This is a genomic window from Flavobacterium sp. HTF, assembly GCF_003105115.1.
Classification (GTDB): domain Bacteria; phylum Bacteroidota; class Bacteroidia; order Flavobacteriales; family Flavobacteriaceae; genus Flavobacterium.
Map to the genome: position 1 here is coordinate 1 of NZ_QETH01000023.1, position 18189 is coordinate 18189.

General features: G+C 34.0%; 18 protein-coding genes. All 18 read left to right on the forward strand.

Features of this window, described 5'->3' with window-relative positions; translation table 11 throughout:
• A partial coding sequence (locus DCO46_RS23060; protein ID WP_207784958.1) for a hypothetical protein occupies positions 1-231 on the forward strand: 231 nt, incomplete at its 5' end.
• A 5-nt stretch (positions 232-236) separates the two neighbouring features.
• Positions 237-899, forward strand: a complete 663-nt coding sequence (locus DCO46_RS09260) for a hypothetical protein (RefSeq protein WP_116752274.1) — start codon at positions 237-239, stop codon at positions 897-899.
• A gap of 19 nt (positions 900-918) precedes the next feature.
• Positions 919-1536: a 3-oxoacyl-ACP synthase gene (locus DCO46_RS09265; protein ID WP_116752275.1), complete on the forward strand. Its 618-nt coding sequence runs from the start codon at positions 919-921 to the stop codon at positions 1534-1536.
• A gap of 2 nt (positions 1537-1538) precedes the next feature.
• Entirely contained in the window at positions 1539-1796 is a 258-nt protein-coding gene (locus DCO46_RS09270) for a phosphopantetheine-binding protein (RefSeq protein WP_116752276.1), read from the forward strand.
• Positions 1797-1896: 100 nt separating this feature from the next.
• Positions 1897-3096 (forward strand): beta-ketoacyl-[acyl-carrier-protein] synthase family protein, encoded by a 1200-nt coding sequence (locus DCO46_RS09275; RefSeq protein ID WP_116752277.1) that lies wholly within the window; start codon positions 1897-1899, stop codon positions 3094-3096.
• Positions 3096-4160: a beta-ketoacyl synthase N-terminal-like domain-containing protein gene (locus tag DCO46_RS09280; RefSeq protein ID WP_116752278.1), complete on the forward strand. Its 1065-nt coding sequence runs from the start codon at positions 3096-3098 to the stop codon at positions 4158-4160. Before DCO46_RS09275 ends, DCO46_RS09280 begins: the two co-directional genes overlap by 1 nt.
• Positions 4157-4933: a polysaccharide deacetylase family protein gene (locus DCO46_RS09285; RefSeq protein ID WP_116752279.1), complete on the forward strand. Its 777-nt coding sequence runs from the start codon at positions 4157-4159 to the stop codon at positions 4931-4933. The genes DCO46_RS09280 and DCO46_RS09285 overlap by 4 nt, the downstream gene beginning before the upstream one ends.
• Positions 4923-5552 carry an outer membrane lipoprotein carrier protein LolA gene (locus DCO46_RS09290; protein ID WP_116752280.1) on the forward strand — a complete coding sequence of 210 codons (630 nt, stop codon included), beginning with the start codon at positions 4923-4925 and terminating at the stop codon, positions 5550-5552. Before DCO46_RS09285 ends, DCO46_RS09290 begins: the two co-directional genes overlap by 11 nt.
• Complete coding sequence (locus DCO46_RS09295; RefSeq protein WP_116752281.1) at positions 5518-6153, forward strand: hypothetical protein; 636 nt, start codon at positions 5518-5520, stop codon at positions 6151-6153. The genes DCO46_RS09290 and DCO46_RS09295 overlap by 35 nt, the downstream gene beginning before the upstream one ends.
• A gap of 31 nt (positions 6154-6184) precedes the next feature.
• Positions 6185-6799, forward strand: a complete 615-nt coding sequence (locus DCO46_RS09300; protein WP_116752282.1) for a porin family protein — start codon at positions 6185-6187, stop codon at positions 6797-6799.
• 5 nt (positions 6800-6804) lie between these two features.
• A complete protein-coding gene (locus DCO46_RS09305) occupies positions 6805-7176 on the forward strand; it encodes a 3-hydroxyacyl-ACP dehydratase (RefSeq protein WP_116752283.1) in 372 nt (123 codons plus the stop codon).
• A 2-nt stretch (positions 7177-7178) separates the two neighbouring features.
• The gene (locus DCO46_RS09310; protein WP_116752284.1) at positions 7179-7664 is read left to right on the forward strand and encodes a hypothetical protein; all 486 of its coding nucleotides are present in this window, start codon (positions 7179-7181) and stop codon (positions 7662-7664) included.
• A gap of 16 nt (positions 7665-7680) precedes the next feature.
• Positions 7681-8865 carry a DUF2062 domain-containing protein gene (locus DCO46_RS09315; RefSeq protein WP_116752285.1) on the forward strand — a complete coding sequence of 395 codons (1185 nt, stop codon included), beginning with the start codon at positions 7681-7683 and terminating at the stop codon, positions 8863-8865.
• Positions 8865-12551, forward strand: a complete 3687-nt coding sequence (locus tag DCO46_RS09320; RefSeq protein ID WP_116752286.1) for a 1-acyl-sn-glycerol-3-phosphate acyltransferase — start codon at positions 8865-8867, stop codon at positions 12549-12551. Before DCO46_RS09315 ends, DCO46_RS09320 begins: the two co-directional genes overlap by 1 nt.
• The gene (locus DCO46_RS09325; RefSeq protein WP_116752287.1) at positions 12548-14065 is read left to right on the forward strand and encodes a phytoene desaturase family protein; all 1518 of its coding nucleotides are present in this window, start codon (positions 12548-12550) and stop codon (positions 14063-14065) included. Before DCO46_RS09320 ends, DCO46_RS09325 begins: the two co-directional genes overlap by 4 nt.
• 10 nt (positions 14066-14075) lie before the next feature.
• Positions 14076-15734, forward strand: a complete 1659-nt coding sequence (locus DCO46_RS09330) for a C45 family autoproteolytic acyltransferase/hydolase (protein ID WP_116752288.1) — start codon at positions 14076-14078, stop codon at positions 15732-15734.
• Between the two features lie 2 nt (positions 15735-15736).
• Positions 15737-17026 (forward strand): phenylacetate--CoA ligase family protein, encoded by a 1290-nt coding sequence (locus DCO46_RS09335; RefSeq protein WP_116752326.1) that lies wholly within the window; start codon positions 15737-15739, stop codon positions 17024-17026.
• Between the two features lie 150 nt (positions 17027-17176).
• Positions 17177-18169, forward strand: a complete 993-nt coding sequence (gene dusB / locus DCO46_RS09340) for a tRNA dihydrouridine synthase DusB (RefSeq protein ID WP_116752289.1) — start codon at positions 17177-17179, stop codon at positions 18167-18169.
• Positions 18170-18189: the final 20 nt, after the last annotated feature.

An 18189-nucleotide genomic window follows, 5' to 3' on the forward strand; every position in this document is an offset into this window, starting at 1 on the left:
GATGATTGCGAGAAATTTGGATTTGAAAAATATAAAAACTCAAAAAACATAATAATTTATAATAAGCCAAATTTTCTTTCTATAAATCCAATACACCAAACAAGTAGAATATTTATTTTAGACAAAAATGACATTTATATTGCGATGATAAAAGAAAATCAAAAACTGAATGTTCCTGTTCTTTTCTCGCAAATAGTTTTAAAATCGGATATTAAAAAATTATGCCAATAAGGTTTATGAAAGTATCAAAATTCCTATTACTTTTTCTTTCAATCATTTCCTTTTGGGGATGTGAAAAAAGTGTGACCAAAATAAAAAGACAGTATTTTACTGACGATGTAAAAAATGTAGAATTATTAGCTGTTAACTATTGCGTGGATAATAATGGTCAAATAAGTTCAGTCGTTATTAATCCTGAAAAAACAAATTATAAAAATCAGGAAAAAATAAATGAGGCTATAGAAAACCTGAAAAAGATTTATTATTCTGAAGACAGCAAACTAAGAAATAACTGTTATGATTATATTTTCATATTTGCCAATACAAAATATGAAAATAAAAAACTTGACGCTTCAAAAATTTCAAAATGTGACAACTTAAAAACCGGAACTTTCAAATATAGTGATGGCTCTTTTCCTGAAATGACAATAATAAGGGATGATAAGTTTCAAACAGAAAAGAATTTACATCAAACTTCTACGTTTAGAATTGAGTGGTCTGATAATACGAACTATAGTTTAACCTATGTAAAAGGTAGTAACAAAAGATTAGACTCTTTAATTGGCAGCAAAATTTATGTAGAAATTATAGATATTCTTGATGATGAAAATTATGTCTATAAAGCTACATTGTTAGATAAATCAATTGTTATAGGGATTTTAAAAAAAATCAATTCCTGACCAATACTTTGTTTCAAAAATGACTCAAAACAAAACCTACATACAATCTTATATCACCATCCAAAACAACGAAATTGTTTTGAACGGAACTTCTGTATTTAAAATTGAACCAACCGATTTTGCCGATTTCTCCAAGCAAGCGTATCGTAATTTTGAAATTCAGTATCCAAAGTTTTTCAAAATGGATGCTTTGAGCAAACTGGCTTTTTTAGGATCAGAATTGCTTTTGAGTCCGATCACTTCAAATGAGGAAGAAAATAATATCGCTTTGGTTCTGGCCAATAAATCGTCGAGTTTAGATACCGATATCAAACATCAGGAATCAATTTCAGACAAAGAAAACTATTTTCCGAGTCCGGCAGTTTTCGTTTATACGCTGCCAAATATCTGTCTGGGCGAAATAAGTATCCGTCATCAGCTGAAAAGTGAGAATTCTTTCTTTATATTTGATGTTTTAAACGCTGAATTTTTGTCTAAGTATTCGGAGATTCTGTTAAACACAAATAAAGCAGATTCAGTTCTGTGTGGCTGGGTGGAGTATTTTAACGAAAATTATAAAGCTTTTCTTTGCCTTATCAGCAAGGATCAAAACGGGAAATATAAAAACGAAAATATCAATACATTATATAATAAATAATCATGGAAGCATTAAAAGCAGAATTAAAAAACAAAATCATTTCAACTTTAAACCTTGAAGATATCGCAGTTGAAGATATTGCAGATAACGATCCTTTGTTTGGAGACGGTTTAGGTTTAGACTCGATTGATGCTCTTGAACTAATCGTGATTTTAGATAAAGATTACGGAATCAAATTGGTAGATCCGAAAGAAGGAAAAACGATTTTCCAGTCTATCGAAACTATGGCGGCGTATATCAGCGCTAACAGAACTAAATAGATTGTAGATTTTAAACTTTAGATTTTAGATTTCTTTAGACAGAAATATTTAAAATCTAAGTAATAGTCTGAATCTAAAATTTTAAAATCTAAAATCTAAAATGGCAAAAGGTGTTGCAATAACAGGAATGGGAATTATCTCTGCGATCGGAAATTCGGTGGAGGAGAATTATATTTCATTAATCGAAAATAAAATCGGCGTTTCTCAAATCCAAAATATTTCGACTGTTCATGCAAATGTTATTAAAGTCGGTGAGATTAAAAAAACCAATTCAGAATTGGTTGACGAACTGAATCTTCCTGCTTCTAATAATTTTTCGAGAACGGCAATGATTGGCACTTTGGCAGCAAAACAAGCTGTTCAGAATGCGGGCATTACCTCTATAAACGAATTTAGGACCGGACTTATTTCGGCTACAAGTGTGGGCGGAATGGATATGACCGAAAGACATTATTACGATTATTTTGAAAAACCGGAACTTGTAAAGTACATTACCTGTCACGATGGTGGTGATGTTGCCGAAAAAATTGCCGAAGAACTGGGTTTAAAAGGTATGGTAACAACCATAAGTACCGCATGTTCATCGGCTGCAAATTCGATTATGCTGGGTGCGAGATTAATCAAAACCGGAAAATTAGACCGTGTTATTGTTGGCGGAGCCGATGCTCTGGCAAAATTTACGATCAACGGATTTAAGACTCTGATGATTTTATCTGACGATTACAATAAACCTTTTGACAATAACAGAAAAGGATTAAATCTTGGCGAAGCTGCCGCTTTTTTAGTTTTAGAATCGGATGAAATTGTTGCCAAACAAAATAAAAAAGTATTGGCAAGAGTTTCCGGTTACGGAAATGCAAATGATGCTTTTCATCAGACTGCTTCTTCAGAAAATGGCGATGGTGCGTTTTTGGCCATGAAAAAAGCTTTCGAAGTTTCGGGTTTAAAACCTTCTGAAATTGATTACATCAATGTACACGGAACAGCAACGCCAAACAACGACTTATCTGAAGGAAGAGCTTTACGACGAATTTACGAAGATCAAAAAATTCCTGATTTCAGTTCAACAAAACCTTTTACAGGCCACACTTTAGCGGCAGCAGCTGCAATTGAAGCCGTTTACAGTGTTTTGGCCATTCAGCATAATGTGGTTTATCCGAATTTGAATTTTGAAACTCCGATGGAAGAATTTGATCTTAAACCGCAAACCTCTTTAAAAAATGCAACTATCGAACACGTTTTATCCAACTCTTTTGGTTTTGGAGGAAATTGTTCAACCCTTATATTTTCAAAAAGCTAATGACAAAAAAAACATATATAAATGGAGTAGGCTGTATTTCGACTCAAAAAACATTTGATACTGTTTTTTTAGAAGAAGCCATTGTAAATCATGAAGAAAATGTACTGGCAATTGTTTCGCCGGCGTACAAAGAATATATTTCTCCGGCAGCAAGCCGCAGGATGGCAAAAGGTGTAAAAAATGGAATCGTAGCTTCGGCTTTGGCGATGAAAGATGCCAATATCGAAAACGTTGATGCCATTATTACCGGAACGGGTTTAGGCTGTATAGAAGATTCTGAAAAATTCCTGAAAAGTATTTTAGATAATAAGGAAGAATTTTTAACACCAACTTCTTTTATCCAGTCGACACATAATACGGTTGGTGCACAGATTGCCCTTTTACAACAATGCAAAGGGTATAATTTTACGTATGTAAACGGTGCGGTTTCTTTTGAATCGGCACTTTTGGATGCTAAAATGCAGATTGAAGAAGATGATGCCAATTCAATTTTAGTGGGCGGTGTTGATGAAAATGGTGAGTATACCACTTCTCTTTTTAAACTAAACGGACGCATCAAAGCAGATAATTCTGCTCCGTATGACGTTTTAAATTCTACAACAAGCGGTGCCGTTTATGGAGAAGGAGCCAGTTTTTTTGTTTTAGAAAACGAAAGAAAAGAAAACACATACGCTGAACTTCTGGATATTGCCATTGTAAATACACTCGAAGAAAATGAAATTGAAGCAGAAATCGTTTCTTTTTTAAAGTCCAATAATCTGGAGATTTCAGATATTGATGCCCTGGTTTTAGGTTTTGACGGAAATGCTGATTTCGAAAGTTATTATAAAGATCTTGCAGAAAATGCTTTTGCCAAAACAACTGTTTTGTATTACAAACATTTGAGCGGCGAATATGATACGGCTTCGGCTTTTGCCTTCTGGATGGCATCAAAAGTTATAAAAACACAGGAAGTTCCAGAAATTATCAAAGTAAATTCTATTACGAAACCGGCTTATAAAACTATTTTATTGTACAATCAGTTAAACGGAAAAAATCATAGTTTTACGTTGCTTTCAAAATGATAACGCATAAAAACATATCGATATTTTTTATCCTTTTGTTGCTTTTATTGTTTCTCCTGAACCTTTATATCGCAATTAATTTTTGGTGGTTTGTTGGTATTGTTTTCATATGGCTGGGCATAAATGCGATCGGTTCTTCACTAATTTCTTCTGATTATCATGTAAAGGCATTCTGCAATAATCCATCCGAAACAGAAAAAAAAATTGCACTTACTTTTGATGACGGCCCGACTATTTTTACTTTGGAAGTTTTAGAACTTTTAAAAAAATACAATGCCAAAGCGACCTTTTTCTGTATCGGAAAAAATATAGAAGCACATCCCGAAATACTTAAAAAGGTGATTGAAGAAGGCCATCTGGTTGGAAATCATTCCTACTCTCATTCTGATTTTTTTGATTTTTATACTGCTAAAAAAATTACAGAAGAAATTCAGAAAACGGATTTGCTTTTAGAAAAATATACTTCCAAAAAAATAAACTTTTTTCGTCCGCCTTACGGAGTTACAACTCCTTCTATACGAAGAGCTTTGAAAGTAACCGGGCACAAAGTAATCGGCTGGAATATTCGTTCGCTTGACGGAGGAACTAAAAATCAGGATTTAATTTTCAATCGGATTATAAAACGCATTTCTCCCGGCGGAATTGTACTTTTGCATGATACGGCTCCGCATTCTGTTTTAGTATTGGAACAGTTTTTGCAATTTTTACAGCAAAATAATTATAAAGTAATTTCGACCGAAGAACTTTTGAATCTTAAAGCTTATGAAATCTAAAATATATTTTTTCGTTTTACTCTTAAATATCTGTACTGTTTTTGCTCAGGAACAAAAAATGACTGATGCAGAAATTACTGCTTTTAAACAGGATGTAAATGTGGTGGCCAAAAAAATCAAAACGCTGAGCACCGATTTTGTTCAGTATAAACATTTGGATTTTTTATCGAAAGATATTGAAACGTCCGGAAAAATGATCTTTAAGGAACCTGCTCTTCTTCAATGGCAATATAAAAAACCATACAATTACAGCATCGTTTTTAAAAACGGAAAAATTCTGATCAATGATGAAGGAAAAAAGAGTGCGGTAGATATTGGCAACAGCAAAATTTTTGGGCGAATCAACAAATTAATTGTTGGAAGCGTGAGCGGAAATATGTTTGACGATAAAGAATTTACCATTTCGTATTTTAAATTGAAAGGGCAAAATCTGGCGAAGTTTATCCCGAAAGATGCAACGCTGAAAAAATACATCAAACAAATTGAACTGACTTTTGATAAAGAAGAAGCAACAGTTGTTCAGGTAAAATTATTAGAATCATCTGAAGATTACACCCGAATTGTACTTAAAAATAAAGTAATAAATGCAAAAATCGACGATTCAGTTTTTACTAATTAATTGCTTTCTGGCAATTGTTTTAGTTTCTTGTGGCTCGGTCACAAAAAATTATACGCCTAAAAAATTAGACAAAACGTCTTATCAGTCACCTTATTTTTCAGATTCAAAAACGGATTATGTCTACAAAACCAATATCACCGTTTATGGAAATGAATTGTCCGGAATTTTTATTGCAAAAAAAATAAACGACACGGTTCACCGGGTGGTTTTTACAACTGAATTCGGAAATAAATTACTGGATTTTGAAATTTCTGAAAAGAGTTTTAAAGTCAATTCAATTGTATCAGAATTAGACCGGAAAATCCTGATTAATACCTTAAAAGAAGATTTCAGATTATTGCTTAAAAAGGAATATCTGATTCAGGAACAATTTGAAAATGAATCAGATAACATTTACAAATCAATAGATGGGAAACGTTACAATTTGCTGTTTTTATCCAAAAAAGACCAGAAATTTGAAAAACTCATTCATGCTTCAGCAACAAAAGAAAAAATAACGCTTACATTTAGTTCAGAAAACAATATTTTTGCCGAGAAAATTCAGATTGTACATCAAAATATTAAATTGAAAATCGAGTTAAATTATTTTAAACCAGAGTAGAAATTTAAATTCACCATTAAATCAAACCAAGATGAAAAAAATAATTTTAATTGTTTTCGTTTTTTATATCGGAATCATTGCAACACAAGCGCAAGTAACTGTTAGTCCTGGGATTAGAGGAGGTTTGAACCTTTCGAGACTAACAAATATTGACTACAACAATACCAAATCTGATTTTTATATTGGAGGATTTGTAAACATAAAATTCAATAAATATTTTTCACTTCAACCGGAGCTAAATTATTCCAGACAGGGTTCAGAAGGAAGAGAATATGCTTTTGACAGCAACGCCTACAGAAATGTAAATTACGAGTTAAATTATGTAACGCTTGGAGCACTGGCAAAGTTTAATTTTAAAGGAAGTGGTTTTCACGTTTTAGCGGGACCTTCCTTTGATTTTAAAACAGATGACAATTTTAGTAATTATGATTACAGCCCTGTAAATTTTGATTTGGCTTTTGTTGGCGGCGTTGGTTATAGTTTACCAAACGGACTGACTTTTGAAGCCAGAATTAAACAGGGTCTGATTGATATTTATGGTTACGACGGTCTTAATTATGATGAGAACGGAGATTATTACTATGATGATGTTATCCTGAATCAGGTATTCCAGATCGGTATTAGTTATACTTTTAAAATGAAATAAAATAGATGGTTCTAAAAGATTTTTACAAAATACTTTCGGAAGAAAAAATATCCGATTCTAAATATGTTATCACGATTTTGGTCAATGAAAAACACGACGTTTTTAAAGGCCATTTTCCGGGGAATCCGATTATGCCGGGAGTTTGCATGATTCAGATTATTAAAGAACTGACTGAATCTATTACAAAAAGTACGCTGATGATTCAGACGCTTGCAAATGTAAAATTTATGGCGCTTATAAATCCTGAAGCTACTCCGGAATTGCGTTTAGAACTTGATGTTGTTACTAGTGAAGATAATTTGGTTAAAGTGAAAAATACTACTTATTTTAACGAAACTGTTGCTTTGAAATTAAGCAACACTTATAAAAAATTATAGTTATGAAACTATTACTGACACTATTTGTCTGGATTAATTTTGTTGGTGCTCCCGATTTGGCGAGTATTCGCAAAATGTATACAGAAGCGCCTAAATCTGAAGCAAATGCCAAAGATTTTGTAGAAAAACTTTCGGGTATTTCTACTACTGATGATAAAATTATGGTGGCTTATAAAGCGGCTTCGATTTTGCTGGATTCAAAATACGAGAAAAAATTAGGCGAAAAAATCAGCCGTTTTAAGGAAGGTGCAAAACTGCTAGAATCTACAATTACAAACGAACCCAACAACATCGAGATCAGAATGATCCGCCTGAGTATTCAGGAAAATGTTCCTGGAATTACGGGTTACAAAAAAAATATAAAAGAAGACAAAAAATACCTTACGACGCATTATGCTGAACAGAATGGTCCTTTAAAAGAATACTTAAAAGACTTTGTATTACAATCTAAAAGTTTTTCTGAAAAAGAAAAACAATTCGTAAAGTAGGTAAATAACACTATCCATGAACCCTACTCTATCTCAGCAGGAATTATTAAATTCGACGCATTTTTGCGTTATTGTACCCACATACAATAATCACAAAACGCTAAAAAGAGTTTTGGATTCTATTTTAGATTTTACCCAAAACATCATTATTGTGAATGATGGCTCAACCGATGATACCAGGGAAATCTTAAAAGGATATTCACATTTAATACAGATTCATCACCCAAAAAATTCGGGAAAAGGAATGGCTTTGCGAAATGGTTTCAAAAAAGCAATTGAGTTAAATTTTGAGTACGCGATCACGATTGATTCAGACGGTCAGCATTTTCCTTCCGACATTCCAAATTTTATTGCAGAAATTCAACGGGAACCAAATTCCTTATTGATCGGAAGCCGAAATATGGCGCAGGAAAATGTGCCAAAGAAAAGTAGTTTTGGTAACAAATTTTCAAATTTCTGGTTCAAATTTGAAACCGGAATTAAACTCAGTGACACGCAATCCGGTTTTAGGCTTTATCCTTTAAAACTAATTCCAAAACTATTTTATACCAATAAATTTGAGTTTGAAATTGAAGTAATTGTGCGTTCTGCCTGGAAAGGAATTGTTGTAAAAAATATTCCGATTCAGATTTTATATGATCCGGCAGAGCGAGTTTCGCATTTTCGTCCATTCAAAGATTTTACCCGAATCAGTATTTTAAATACTGTTCTGGTCATCAATGCTATTTTCTACATTAAACCAAGGGATTTCTTTAGAAAAGCAAAAAAAAAAGGTTTTAAAAAATTCTTTTTAGAAGATATTTTAGAAAGCAATGACTCCAATTTCAATAAAGCCTCTGCAATTGCTTTGGGAATTTTTATCGGAATGTCTCCTTTCTGGGGATTACAAACCGTATTGCTTTTGTTTTTTGCCACTATTCTTAAGCTCAACAAAGTCATTGCCTATTTGTCTTCCAATGTGAGCTTTCCTCCTTTTATTCCTTTTATTATTTATGGATCGCTAAAAATGGGAAGCTATTTTGTACCCACCGAAGGTACTTTGGTTTTAGACAGTTCCCTTACGTTTGATGATATTCAGAAAAATGCAACACAATATATCGTCGGAAGTCTTATTTTAGCATCAGTTTGTGCCCTAACTGTCGGACTCTTAAGTTATTTGCTTTTGAGCTTATTTAGTTCATCCAAAAATAAAAAAATATAATGCATCGTTATTTCTATGCCATTCATTTATTTGTAAACCGCAGAAAATCTTTATCGGTTTTACTGGCTTTGCTTATGCTCGTTCTTTTTGGATTTTTTGCATCACAGCTTAAGTTTGAAGAAGACATTACCAAACTTATTCCAACAAATGATAAGTCTGATGTGACGGCAAAAGTGTTGAAACAGCTTAATTTTGCTGATAAAACTACCGTCATTTTCAAACTGGAAAAAAACGGCACAGAAGAAGATTTAAAGGAAATGGCAACCGCTTTTTCTGATAGTGTTAATCATTCCTGCAAGCCTTATATTACAGGAATTCAGGGCAAAATTGACGAAGAAAATATTCAGGAAACAATTGATTTTGTTTACAATAATCTCCCTCTTTTCCTGGAAAACAAAGATTACGCAAGCATACAGGATAAACTTCAGAAAGACAGTATTGCGGAGACCGTTCAGGGAAATTACAAGTCGATTATTTCACCATCAGGATTTGTAACCAAAGATTTCATTCTTCAGGATCCGCTTGGGATTTCTTTTATTGCTTTAAAAAAATTACAACAGCTAAATGTTGGTGATGATTTTACACTCAGCAATGGTTTTGTAATGACGAAGGACAAAAAGAAATTATTGCTTTTTATTACCTCGAATCTTCCGTCGAGCGAAACCGAAAAAAATACTCTTTTTGCTGCTAAACTAAAATCGATTCAGGAAAATTTAAATCAGAAATTCAAAAATAAAACTTCCATCAGTTATTTTGGTTCTGCTCTTATTGCTGTTGCAAATGCCAATCAGATTAAGAGCGATATTATTTTAACAACATCAATTGCAATGTTTACACTGATGTTGATTTTGATTTTATTTTACAGGAAAATATTAATCCCGTTAATCATTTTTCTCCCAACTGTTTTTGGTGCTTTGTTCGCTGTGGCCTTTTTATATTTTGTGAAAGAGCAAATTTCAGCCATTTCTTTGGGAATTGGTTCTATTTTATTGGGAATCACCATTGATTATTCGATTCATATCCTGACGCATTATAAACATAACAGCGATGTAAAAACATTGTACAAAGACATTACAATGCCTGTGATTATGAGCAGCTCCACCACTGCTGTTGCTTTTTTATGTCTTCTTTTTGTAAAGTCCGATGCGCTAAATGACCTGGGGATTTTTGCTGCTGTCATTGTAATGGCTTCTGCATTTTTCTCTCTCTTGATTGTTCCGCATTTGTACAAACCAAAAGAAAATCCGGAAGAGCATAAAAAAAATGTAATCGACAAACTGGCCCATTTTTCTTTTCACAATAATAAATTCCTGATTGGTTTTTGTGTCCTGATTACTATTGTATGCTGTTTTACTTATAATAATGTCGGTTTTAATAATGATTTGTCACAACTGAATTTTGTTCCAAAAGAAATAAAAGCCGCCGAAAAAGATCTTGAAGAAAGTTCCAGTTTAACTTCAAAAACAATTTATGTTGCTTCGTACGGAAAAAGTATGGAAGAAGTTCTGCAAAACAACAGCCGTCTTTTTTCTGATTTGTCTGCAGCAAAACAACAGAACAAAATTTTAAATTTCAGTTCTGTTGGCGGAATAATGCTTTCGCTGAAACAACAGCAGAAGAAAATTGATCAGTGGAATTCATTTTGGGATACCAACAAAAAACAGCTTTTAAAATCGCAATTGATTTCAGAAGGTTCAAAACTTGGTTTTAAGCCCACAACTTATTCGTCGTTTTTTGATCATCTGGATTTTAATTTTAAGCCTATTTCATCCAACGATTATTTAAAAATTAAGGCGTTGCAGTTACATGAATTTGTAACTCAGAAAAATGGTTTTTATACCATTTCAACTTTGGTAAAAGTAACTCCGGAACAACGGGATTCTTTTGTAAAATCGGCCGACTCCAAAAAAGACCTGATTGCAATTGACCGTCAGCAAATGAATGAAACTTTTTTCAGCACATTAAAAACCGATTTTAATTCGCTTGTCAATTATTCTTTTGTGGCCGTAATCCTGATTCTGTTTTTCTTTTTCAGAAGAATCGAACTGGTAATTGTCAGCTGTATCCCAATTGCTTTAACCGGAATTGTAACTGCCGGAATTATGGGAATATTTGGCATTCAGATGAATATTTTCAGTATGATTGTCTGCACATTGATTTTTGGTCATGGGGTTGATTTTAGTATTTTCATGACAAGCGCGCTTCAAAAAGAATATACTAACGGAAAAAATGAAATTGCGATTTACAGAACATCGATAATCCTGGCTGTCATCACAACCATTTTAGGAATTGGTGCGATGATTTTTGCGAAGCATCCGGCTTTGAGATCCATTTCGTCGGTTTCCTTAATTGGGGTTTTTGCTGCTTTGATTATTACGTTTATTTTCTATCCGATTTTATTTAAATTATTTTTATCAAATCGTCCTAAAAAAGGAAATGCTCCTTTTGCATTGCGCAGTTTAATACACGGAATTATTTCATTTGCTTATTATGGCCTTGGCGGAATTTTAATGTCACTTTTTAGTTTGATTATTATGCCAATCCTTCCCATTAGCGAACAAAAGAAAATGAAAGGATTTAGATATATGATTTCTAAATTCATGAAATCGGTATTGTATTCCAATCCTTTTCTTCATATCAAAGTCGTTAATAAATTCAACGAAAATTTTGAAAAACCGGCCATACTGATTGCCAACCATTCTTCTTTTATCGACATTTTGGCGATGGGTATGCTGAGTCCTAAAATTATATTTTTGGTAAATGACTGGGTTTACAATTCTCCAATTTTTGGTGCTACAGTAAGAAAAGCAGGTTTTTATCCGGTGTCGGAAGGAATTGAGGGCGGTGTTGAACATCTGCGCCATAAAGTAAATGAAGGATATTCGTTAATGATTTTCCCGGAAGGCACACGTTCAGAAAGCAATCAAATTAAGCGTTTTCATAAAGGTGCTTTTTATCTTGCCGAAGAATTTAATCTGGACATTGTCCCGGTTTTGATTCATGGTGCTTCAGAAGCAATTCCGAAAGGAGATTTTGTCATTCACAGCAGTAATCTTACCGTTTCTGTTTTAGATCGGATTACTCCTGAAAATCTTTCGTTTGGAAAAAATTATGCTGAAAGAACAAAACAAATCGGAGCTTTTTTTAAAGACGAATTTCATAAAATCCGCCAGGAATTAGAAGGAGTTGACTATTGGAAAAAAATGCTGGTTCACAGTTATGATTACAAAGAAATTGAAATCATAAATAGTGTAAAAAGCAATCTGAAAACACATTTAGAAACGTATTATAATCTCAACAAACATCTTTCGGCGAAAGCCAGAATATTACATTTATTTAATGATTTTGGTCAGCTGGATGTCTTGCTGACTTTGCAGGAACCGCAGCGAAAAATATTTTCTTATACTTCAGACGAAGAAAAACTGGCTGTTGCCAGGACTAATTATGTGGTCACAAAAAGAAAAATTTCTTATTTCGAAAATCTTGAAACAGCATTAAAAAATCAATATGATGTTGTTTTGATTTCTGATGAAAATTATAATGATGATCTTGAGAAAATTATTTCTGCAGCAACGTCCGTTATTTTAATTGATAGTCCGGGTTTAAAAACTAGTTTGATTAACTTTGGTTTTGAGTCGGTTCTGGATGAAAATTCGATAATTATTTTAAAGAAAAAAACAGCATGAAAGAGCATTATGATGTTGTAATTGTCGGCAGCGGTTTAGGCGGATTGGTTTCGTCTATAATTCTGGCTAAAGAAGGCTACAGCGTTTGTGTGCTCGAAAAAAATAATCAATATGGCGGAAACCTGCAGACTTTTGTACGCGACAAAACCATTTTTGATACCGGAATCCATTACATCGGAGGTTTGAGTGAAGGTCAGAATCTTTATAAATATTTTAAATATCTCGGTATAATCGATCATTTGAATTTAAAAAAAATGGACGAAGACGGTTTTGATATTATTTCTTTTGGTCATGATAAAACCGAATATCCGCATGCGCAGGGGTATGAGAATTTTGTAAAACAATTAGAAAATTATTTCCCCGAAGAAAAAACAAATCTGGAAGAATACTGCCGGAAAATAAGATCCGTCTGTGATTCATTCCCGCTTTTTAATTTAAACTGGCAAGGCAGATATGATAATGCTATTTTAGAATTAAATGCCAAAAATACAATTGACGAATTTACTGAAAATGAAAAACTAAGAGCGGTATTGGGAGGTTCTAATTTTTTGTACGCCGGAATTCCGGATAAATCTCCTTTTTATGTTCATGCGCTTTCTGTAAACTCGTATATCCAAAGTTCTTGGCGCTGTGTTAATGGCGGAAGCCAGATTACCAAACAACTTTTGAAACAACTGAAAAAATACGGCGGCGAATTTTATAAACGCAAAGAAGTAGTTCATTTTTCTGTTGAAAATAATAAAGTTACTTCTGTAAAAATGAAAGATGGAACGGAGGTTTCCGGAACTTATTTTATTTCGAACATTGAACCAAAAACCACTTTAAAAATGGCTGGCGAAGAGTGTTTCAGAAAGTCATTTTACAGTCGGATTCAAAGTCTCGAAGGCGTAATTTCTGCCTTTAGCCTTTATGTTGTTTTTAAACCCAACTGTTTCAAATACATCAATCATAACTATTATCATTTTAAAAATAGTGATGATGTCTGGACCGCACATGATTATGATGAAAATTCATGGCCCAAGGCCTATATGGCTTCTATGAATGCATACAAACAAGACGAAGAATGGGCAGAGGGAATGACTTTTATTACCTATATGAAATATGATGATGTTTTGCCCTGGGCAGACACTTTTAATACGGCCGCTGAAGAAAATCATCGTGGAGAAAGTTATGATGAATTTAAGTCCAGAAAAGCTGCTATATTTTTGGATGAAATCGAAAAAAAATTCCCGGGCATCAAACAGTGTATTAAATCCGTACACACTTCAACACCGCTCTCCTATCGGGATTATATTGGCGGAGACGGAGGCAATATGTACGGTTACGTAAAGGATTCAAATAATCCGATGAAAACCCTCATTGCCTCAAAAACAAAACTGGACAATTTATACCTCACCGGGCAAAGTGTCAATATGCATGGTGTTTTGGGCGTAACGATCGGAGCTGTTGTAACCTGCTCGGAAATTCTCGGAAAAGAATATCTGGTAACCAAAATCAATCAGGCTTCTGAATAAAAAAAGGCAAATGAAGAATCGAATTAAAATACTTTTCTTTTTAGGTTTCTTATTGATGTTGGTTTCTTGCGGCATCACAAAATCAAAACGTCATTTACCAGATTTAACCCATTATAATGCGACAAAACCTGTTGTTACCAAACTTTCTGATTCTGTTTTTATTTCAGGCAAAAATTCATTTTTAAAAAACAAACAAGGTCTTTGGGAACTATATGTTGAGGGTGATCCGCTCGAAATTGGCCTTACTACCGGCGCCTTGACTGATTCACTTTTAAAACAGCAGCAAAAGGCTTTTTTCTCCAAAGTAACAGATTTTGTTCCGTCAAAATTCCAGCAAAATCTGCTTCGGAATTTCCTAAAATGGTACAACAGAAAATTATACCAGAATGTTGCAAACGAATATCAGGCGGAGATTTATGGTGTTTCGCAATATACGTCTCATGAGTTCGATAATTTGGCTCCGCAGTATCAACGCAATTTGTATCTGCACGGAGCGCACGACATTGGTCATGCACTTCAGGATTTGGCTTTGGTTGGCTGTTCTTCTTTTGCTGCCTGGGGCGAAAAATCTGAAAATGGAAATTTAATCCTGGGACGCAATTTTGATTTTTATATCAATGACGCTTTCGCGGAAAATAAAATCGTGGCGTTTATAAAACCAAAAACCGGATATCCTTTTATGATGGTAACCTGGCCAGGCATGAGTGGTGCCGTTTCGGGAATGAACAATGAAGGTTTGACGGTAACTATAAATGCCGGAAAATCTAAAATTCCGCTGGTTGCCAAAACCCCTATTTCTATTCTGACAAGAGAGATTTTAGAACACGCAAAAAATATTGAGGAAGCGATCAGCATTGCCAAAAAAAGAAACGTTTTTGTTTCTGAATCTATAATGGTCGGAAGTGCAAATGATGATAAGGCTGTTTTAATTGAAGTATCTCCCAAGAAAATGGATATTTACACGGTTCCAAACAGTGATCAGTTAATTTGTTCCAATCATTTTCAGAGTGATGCTTTTAAAAACGATAAGCGAAATGAATCGCAAATTGTAAATAGTCATTCGAAATATCGTTTTGAAAGAATGCAGGAACTTTTTCAGGAAAACCCAAAAATCAATCCCAAAATTGCTTCAGAAATTCTCAGAAATAAAAAGGGTCTTCAAAATACAGAACTGGGTTACGGAAATGAAAAAGCGTTGAATCAGCTGATGGCGCATCACGGAATTATTTTTAAACCGAAAGAAAAACTGGTTTGGGTTTCGGCAAATCCATATCAAATGGGAGAATTTGTCTGTTATAATTTAGATTCTGTTTTTGGCGAAAGAAAAAATCCTCTCATTTCTTTTGAAGATGAAACCCTGAATATTACAAAAGATCCCTTCATCGAAACTACGGCATGCAAAAACTATCAGAAATTCAGAAAAGAAGACCATAAGATTGATGGCTTTCTAAAAAATAAAACAGAAATTCCTGCAGATTTTATTCAGAACTACCAATCTTTAAACCCTGATTATTGGGTTGTGTATTATAAAGCAGGATTGTATTTTTACCAAAAGAAAAACTTTCTGCTTGCTAAGGAAAATTTTGAAAAAGCATTAACCAAAGAAATTACAACTGTTCCCCAAAAAGAAGCAATTGAAAAATATTTAAAAAAAATCAAAAGAAAATGAACATGATCCCATCAATAGAAAAGGATTCTTTAGAACAGATTAAAATTTTTCAGGAGCAAAAATTAAGCGAGCTTTTAAATTATATCAGTCAGAACTCTCCATTTTATAAGAGACTTTTTGCCGGACAAAATATTGATATTTCAAAGATTAAAACCCTCGAAGATTTACAGCATTTACCCGTAACTAACAAAGAAGATTTACAGCAATACAACGATGATTTTTTGTGTGTACCACAGCATAAAATTATTGATTATGCCTCAACCTCTGGTACTTTGGGAGATCCTGTAACTTTTGGTTTGACCGATTCTGATTTGGATCGATTAGCTTATAATGAAGCCATTTCGTTTGCCTGTGCCGGTATTCAGGAAGGAGATGTTGTTCAGTTAATGACAACCATTGACCGGAAATTTATGGCCGGTTTGGCTTATTTTTTAGGGCTTAGAAAACTAAAAGTGGGCGTTATTCGCGTCGGCGCCGGAATACCGGAATTACAATGGGATTCTATTTTAAAGTACAAACCTTCGTACTTAATTACCGTTCCTTCTTTTTTACTGAAATTAATTGAATACGCCGAAATCCACGGAATAGATTATAATAATTCGAGTATCAAAGGCGCTGTTTGCATTGGAGAATCCTTAAGAAACCAGGATTTTTCAATGAACACTTTATCTCAAAAAATTACAGAAAAGTGGAATATTAAGTTGTTTTCTACTTATGCTTCCACAGAAATGAGCACTGCTTTTACAGAATGCGAACACGGAATTGGAGGTCATCATCATCCAGAATTAATTATTACCGAAGTTTTGGATGAAAATAATAATCCGGTTAAAAATGGTGAAGCGGGTGAATTAACTTTCACCACTTTGGGCATTGAAGCGATGCCGTTATTGCGTTTTAAAACGGGAGATATTGTCCAGCTTCATGATGAGCCTTGTGCCTGCGGAAGAAATACTTTTCGTGTTGGTCCGGTTATTGGGCGCAAAAAACAAATGATTAAGTATAAAGGAACAACGCTTTATCCGCCTGCGATGAATGATGTCCTGAGCGGTTTCGATAACATCGAAAATCATATTATTGAGATTTCTACCAATGATTTAGGTACTGATGAAATCGTGATAAAAATTGCTGTAAAAAATCAGACTCCTGAATTTTTGCAGGAAATCAAAGATCATTTCAGGGCAAAATTGAGAGTTACTCCAAAAATAGAATTTGCTTCTAAAGAAATTTTAAATCCTCTGGTTTTTAATCCAATGAGCCGAAAACCCATTCGGTTTTTTGACTATAGGTCTTAATATAGGGGACAAAGTAACAAAGGGGCAAAGGTTCAAAGGCTGTTAATCAGGACTATAAAAAAACCTTTGTCCCTTTGTTACTTTGAGCCTTTGTCTCTCGAATTGTGTCAATTCGATTAAAATGTTGTAATTTTGCACAAAATATTGAAGATGGTCAAGATTGGCAACATAGAATTACCCGAATTTCCCTTATTACTGGCACCGATGGAAGATGTGAGCGATCCGCCGTTTCGCAGATTATGCAAAACGCATGGTGCTGACTTAATGTATTCTGAATTTATTTCGTCAGAAGGATTAATTCGTGATGCAATCAAGAGCAGAATGAAACTTGATATTTTTGATTATGAACGTCCTGTCGGAATACAGATTTTTGGTGGTGACGAAGAAGCAATGGCACTTTCTTCTAAAATTGTTTCTACGGTAAAACCAGATTTGGTTGATATCAATTTTGGATGTCCGGTAAAAAAAGTGGTTTGTAAAGGAGCCGGAGCCGGAGTTCTGAAAGATGTCGATTTGATGGTACGTCTGACAAAAGCGGTTATTCGCAGTACTGATTTACCTGTTACGGTAAAAACACGTTTAGGCTGGGATGAAAGTTCTATTAATATTGATGAAGTTGCAGAAAGACTTCAGGATATTGGTGTTCAGGCTTTGACGATTCATGCGAGAACACGTGCGCAAATGTATAAAGGTCATGCTGATTGGTCGCATATTGCTCGTGTAAAAAACAATCCGAGAATTACAATGCCTATTTTTGGAAATGGCGATATAGATAGTCCTGAAAAAGCATTAAAATATAAAAATGAATATGGTATTGATGGCATCATGATTGGTCGTGCTGCGATTGGTTATCCGTGGATTTTTAATGAAATCAAACATTACTTTAAGACCGGAGAACATTTACCTGCTCCAACCGTTATTGATCGTGTTGAAGCGGCCAGAAATCATTTACAATGGTCGATGGACTGGAAAGGTGAACGTTTGGGAATTGTAGAAATGCGTCGTCATTATACCAACTATTTTAAAGGAATCCATTCATTCAAAGAATTCAAACAAAAATTAGTTACCACTGATGCTCCTGAAGATTTATTCGCCATTATGAAAGAAATTGAACAGGTTTATGCGGATTATGAGTTTGTTTAAAAGTATAAAAAAAGGCCTTC

Coding starts and splice junctions, on each gene's coding strand:
- DCO46_RS09260 (WP_116752274.1), top strand. CDS start 237: ATGAAAGTATCAAAATTCCTATTACTTTTTCTTTCAATCATTTCCTTT.
- DCO46_RS09265 (WP_116752275.1), top strand. CDS start 919: ATGACTCAAAACAAAACCTACATACAATCTTATATCACCATCCAAAAC.
- DCO46_RS09270 (WP_116752276.1), top strand. CDS start 1,539: ATGGAAGCATTAAAAGCAGAATTAAAAAACAAAATCATTTCAACTTTA.
- DCO46_RS09275 (WP_116752277.1), top strand. CDS start 1,897: ATGGCAAAAGGTGTTGCAATAACAGGAATGGGAATTATCTCTGCGATC.
- DCO46_RS09280 (WP_116752278.1), top strand. CDS start 3,096: ATGACAAAAAAAACATATATAAATGGAGTAGGCTGTATTTCGACTCAA.
- DCO46_RS09285 (WP_116752279.1), top strand. CDS start 4,157: ATGATAACGCATAAAAACATATCGATATTTTTTATCCTTTTGTTGCTT.
- DCO46_RS09290 (WP_116752280.1), top strand. CDS start 4,923: ATGAAATCTAAAATATATTTTTTCGTTTTACTCTTAAATATCTGTACT.
- DCO46_RS09295 (WP_116752281.1), top strand. CDS start 5,518: ATGCAAAAATCGACGATTCAGTTTTTACTAATTAATTGCTTTCTGGCA.
- DCO46_RS09300 (WP_116752282.1), top strand. CDS start 6,185: ATGAAAAAAATAATTTTAATTGTTTTCGTTTTTTATATCGGAATCATT.
- DCO46_RS09305 (WP_116752283.1), top strand. CDS start 6,805: ATGGTTCTAAAAGATTTTTACAAAATACTTTCGGAAGAAAAAATATCC.
- DCO46_RS09310 (WP_116752284.1), top strand. CDS start 7,179: ATGAAACTATTACTGACACTATTTGTCTGGATTAATTTTGTTGGTGCT.
- DCO46_RS09315 (WP_116752285.1), top strand. CDS start 7,681: ATGAACCCTACTCTATCTCAGCAGGAATTATTAAATTCGACGCATTTT.
- DCO46_RS09320 (WP_116752286.1), top strand. CDS start 8,865: ATGCATCGTTATTTCTATGCCATTCATTTATTTGTAAACCGCAGAAAA.
- DCO46_RS09325 (WP_116752287.1), top strand. CDS start 12,548: ATGAAAGAGCATTATGATGTTGTAATTGTCGGCAGCGGTTTAGGCGGA.
- DCO46_RS09330 (WP_116752288.1), top strand. CDS start 14,076: ATGAAGAATCGAATTAAAATACTTTTCTTTTTAGGTTTCTTATTGATG.
- DCO46_RS09335 (WP_116752326.1), top strand. CDS start 15,737: ATGATCCCATCAATAGAAAAGGATTCTTTAGAACAGATTAAAATTTTT.
- dusB (WP_116752289.1), top strand. CDS start 17,177: ATGGTCAAGATTGGCAACATAGAATTACCCGAATTTCCCTTATTACTG.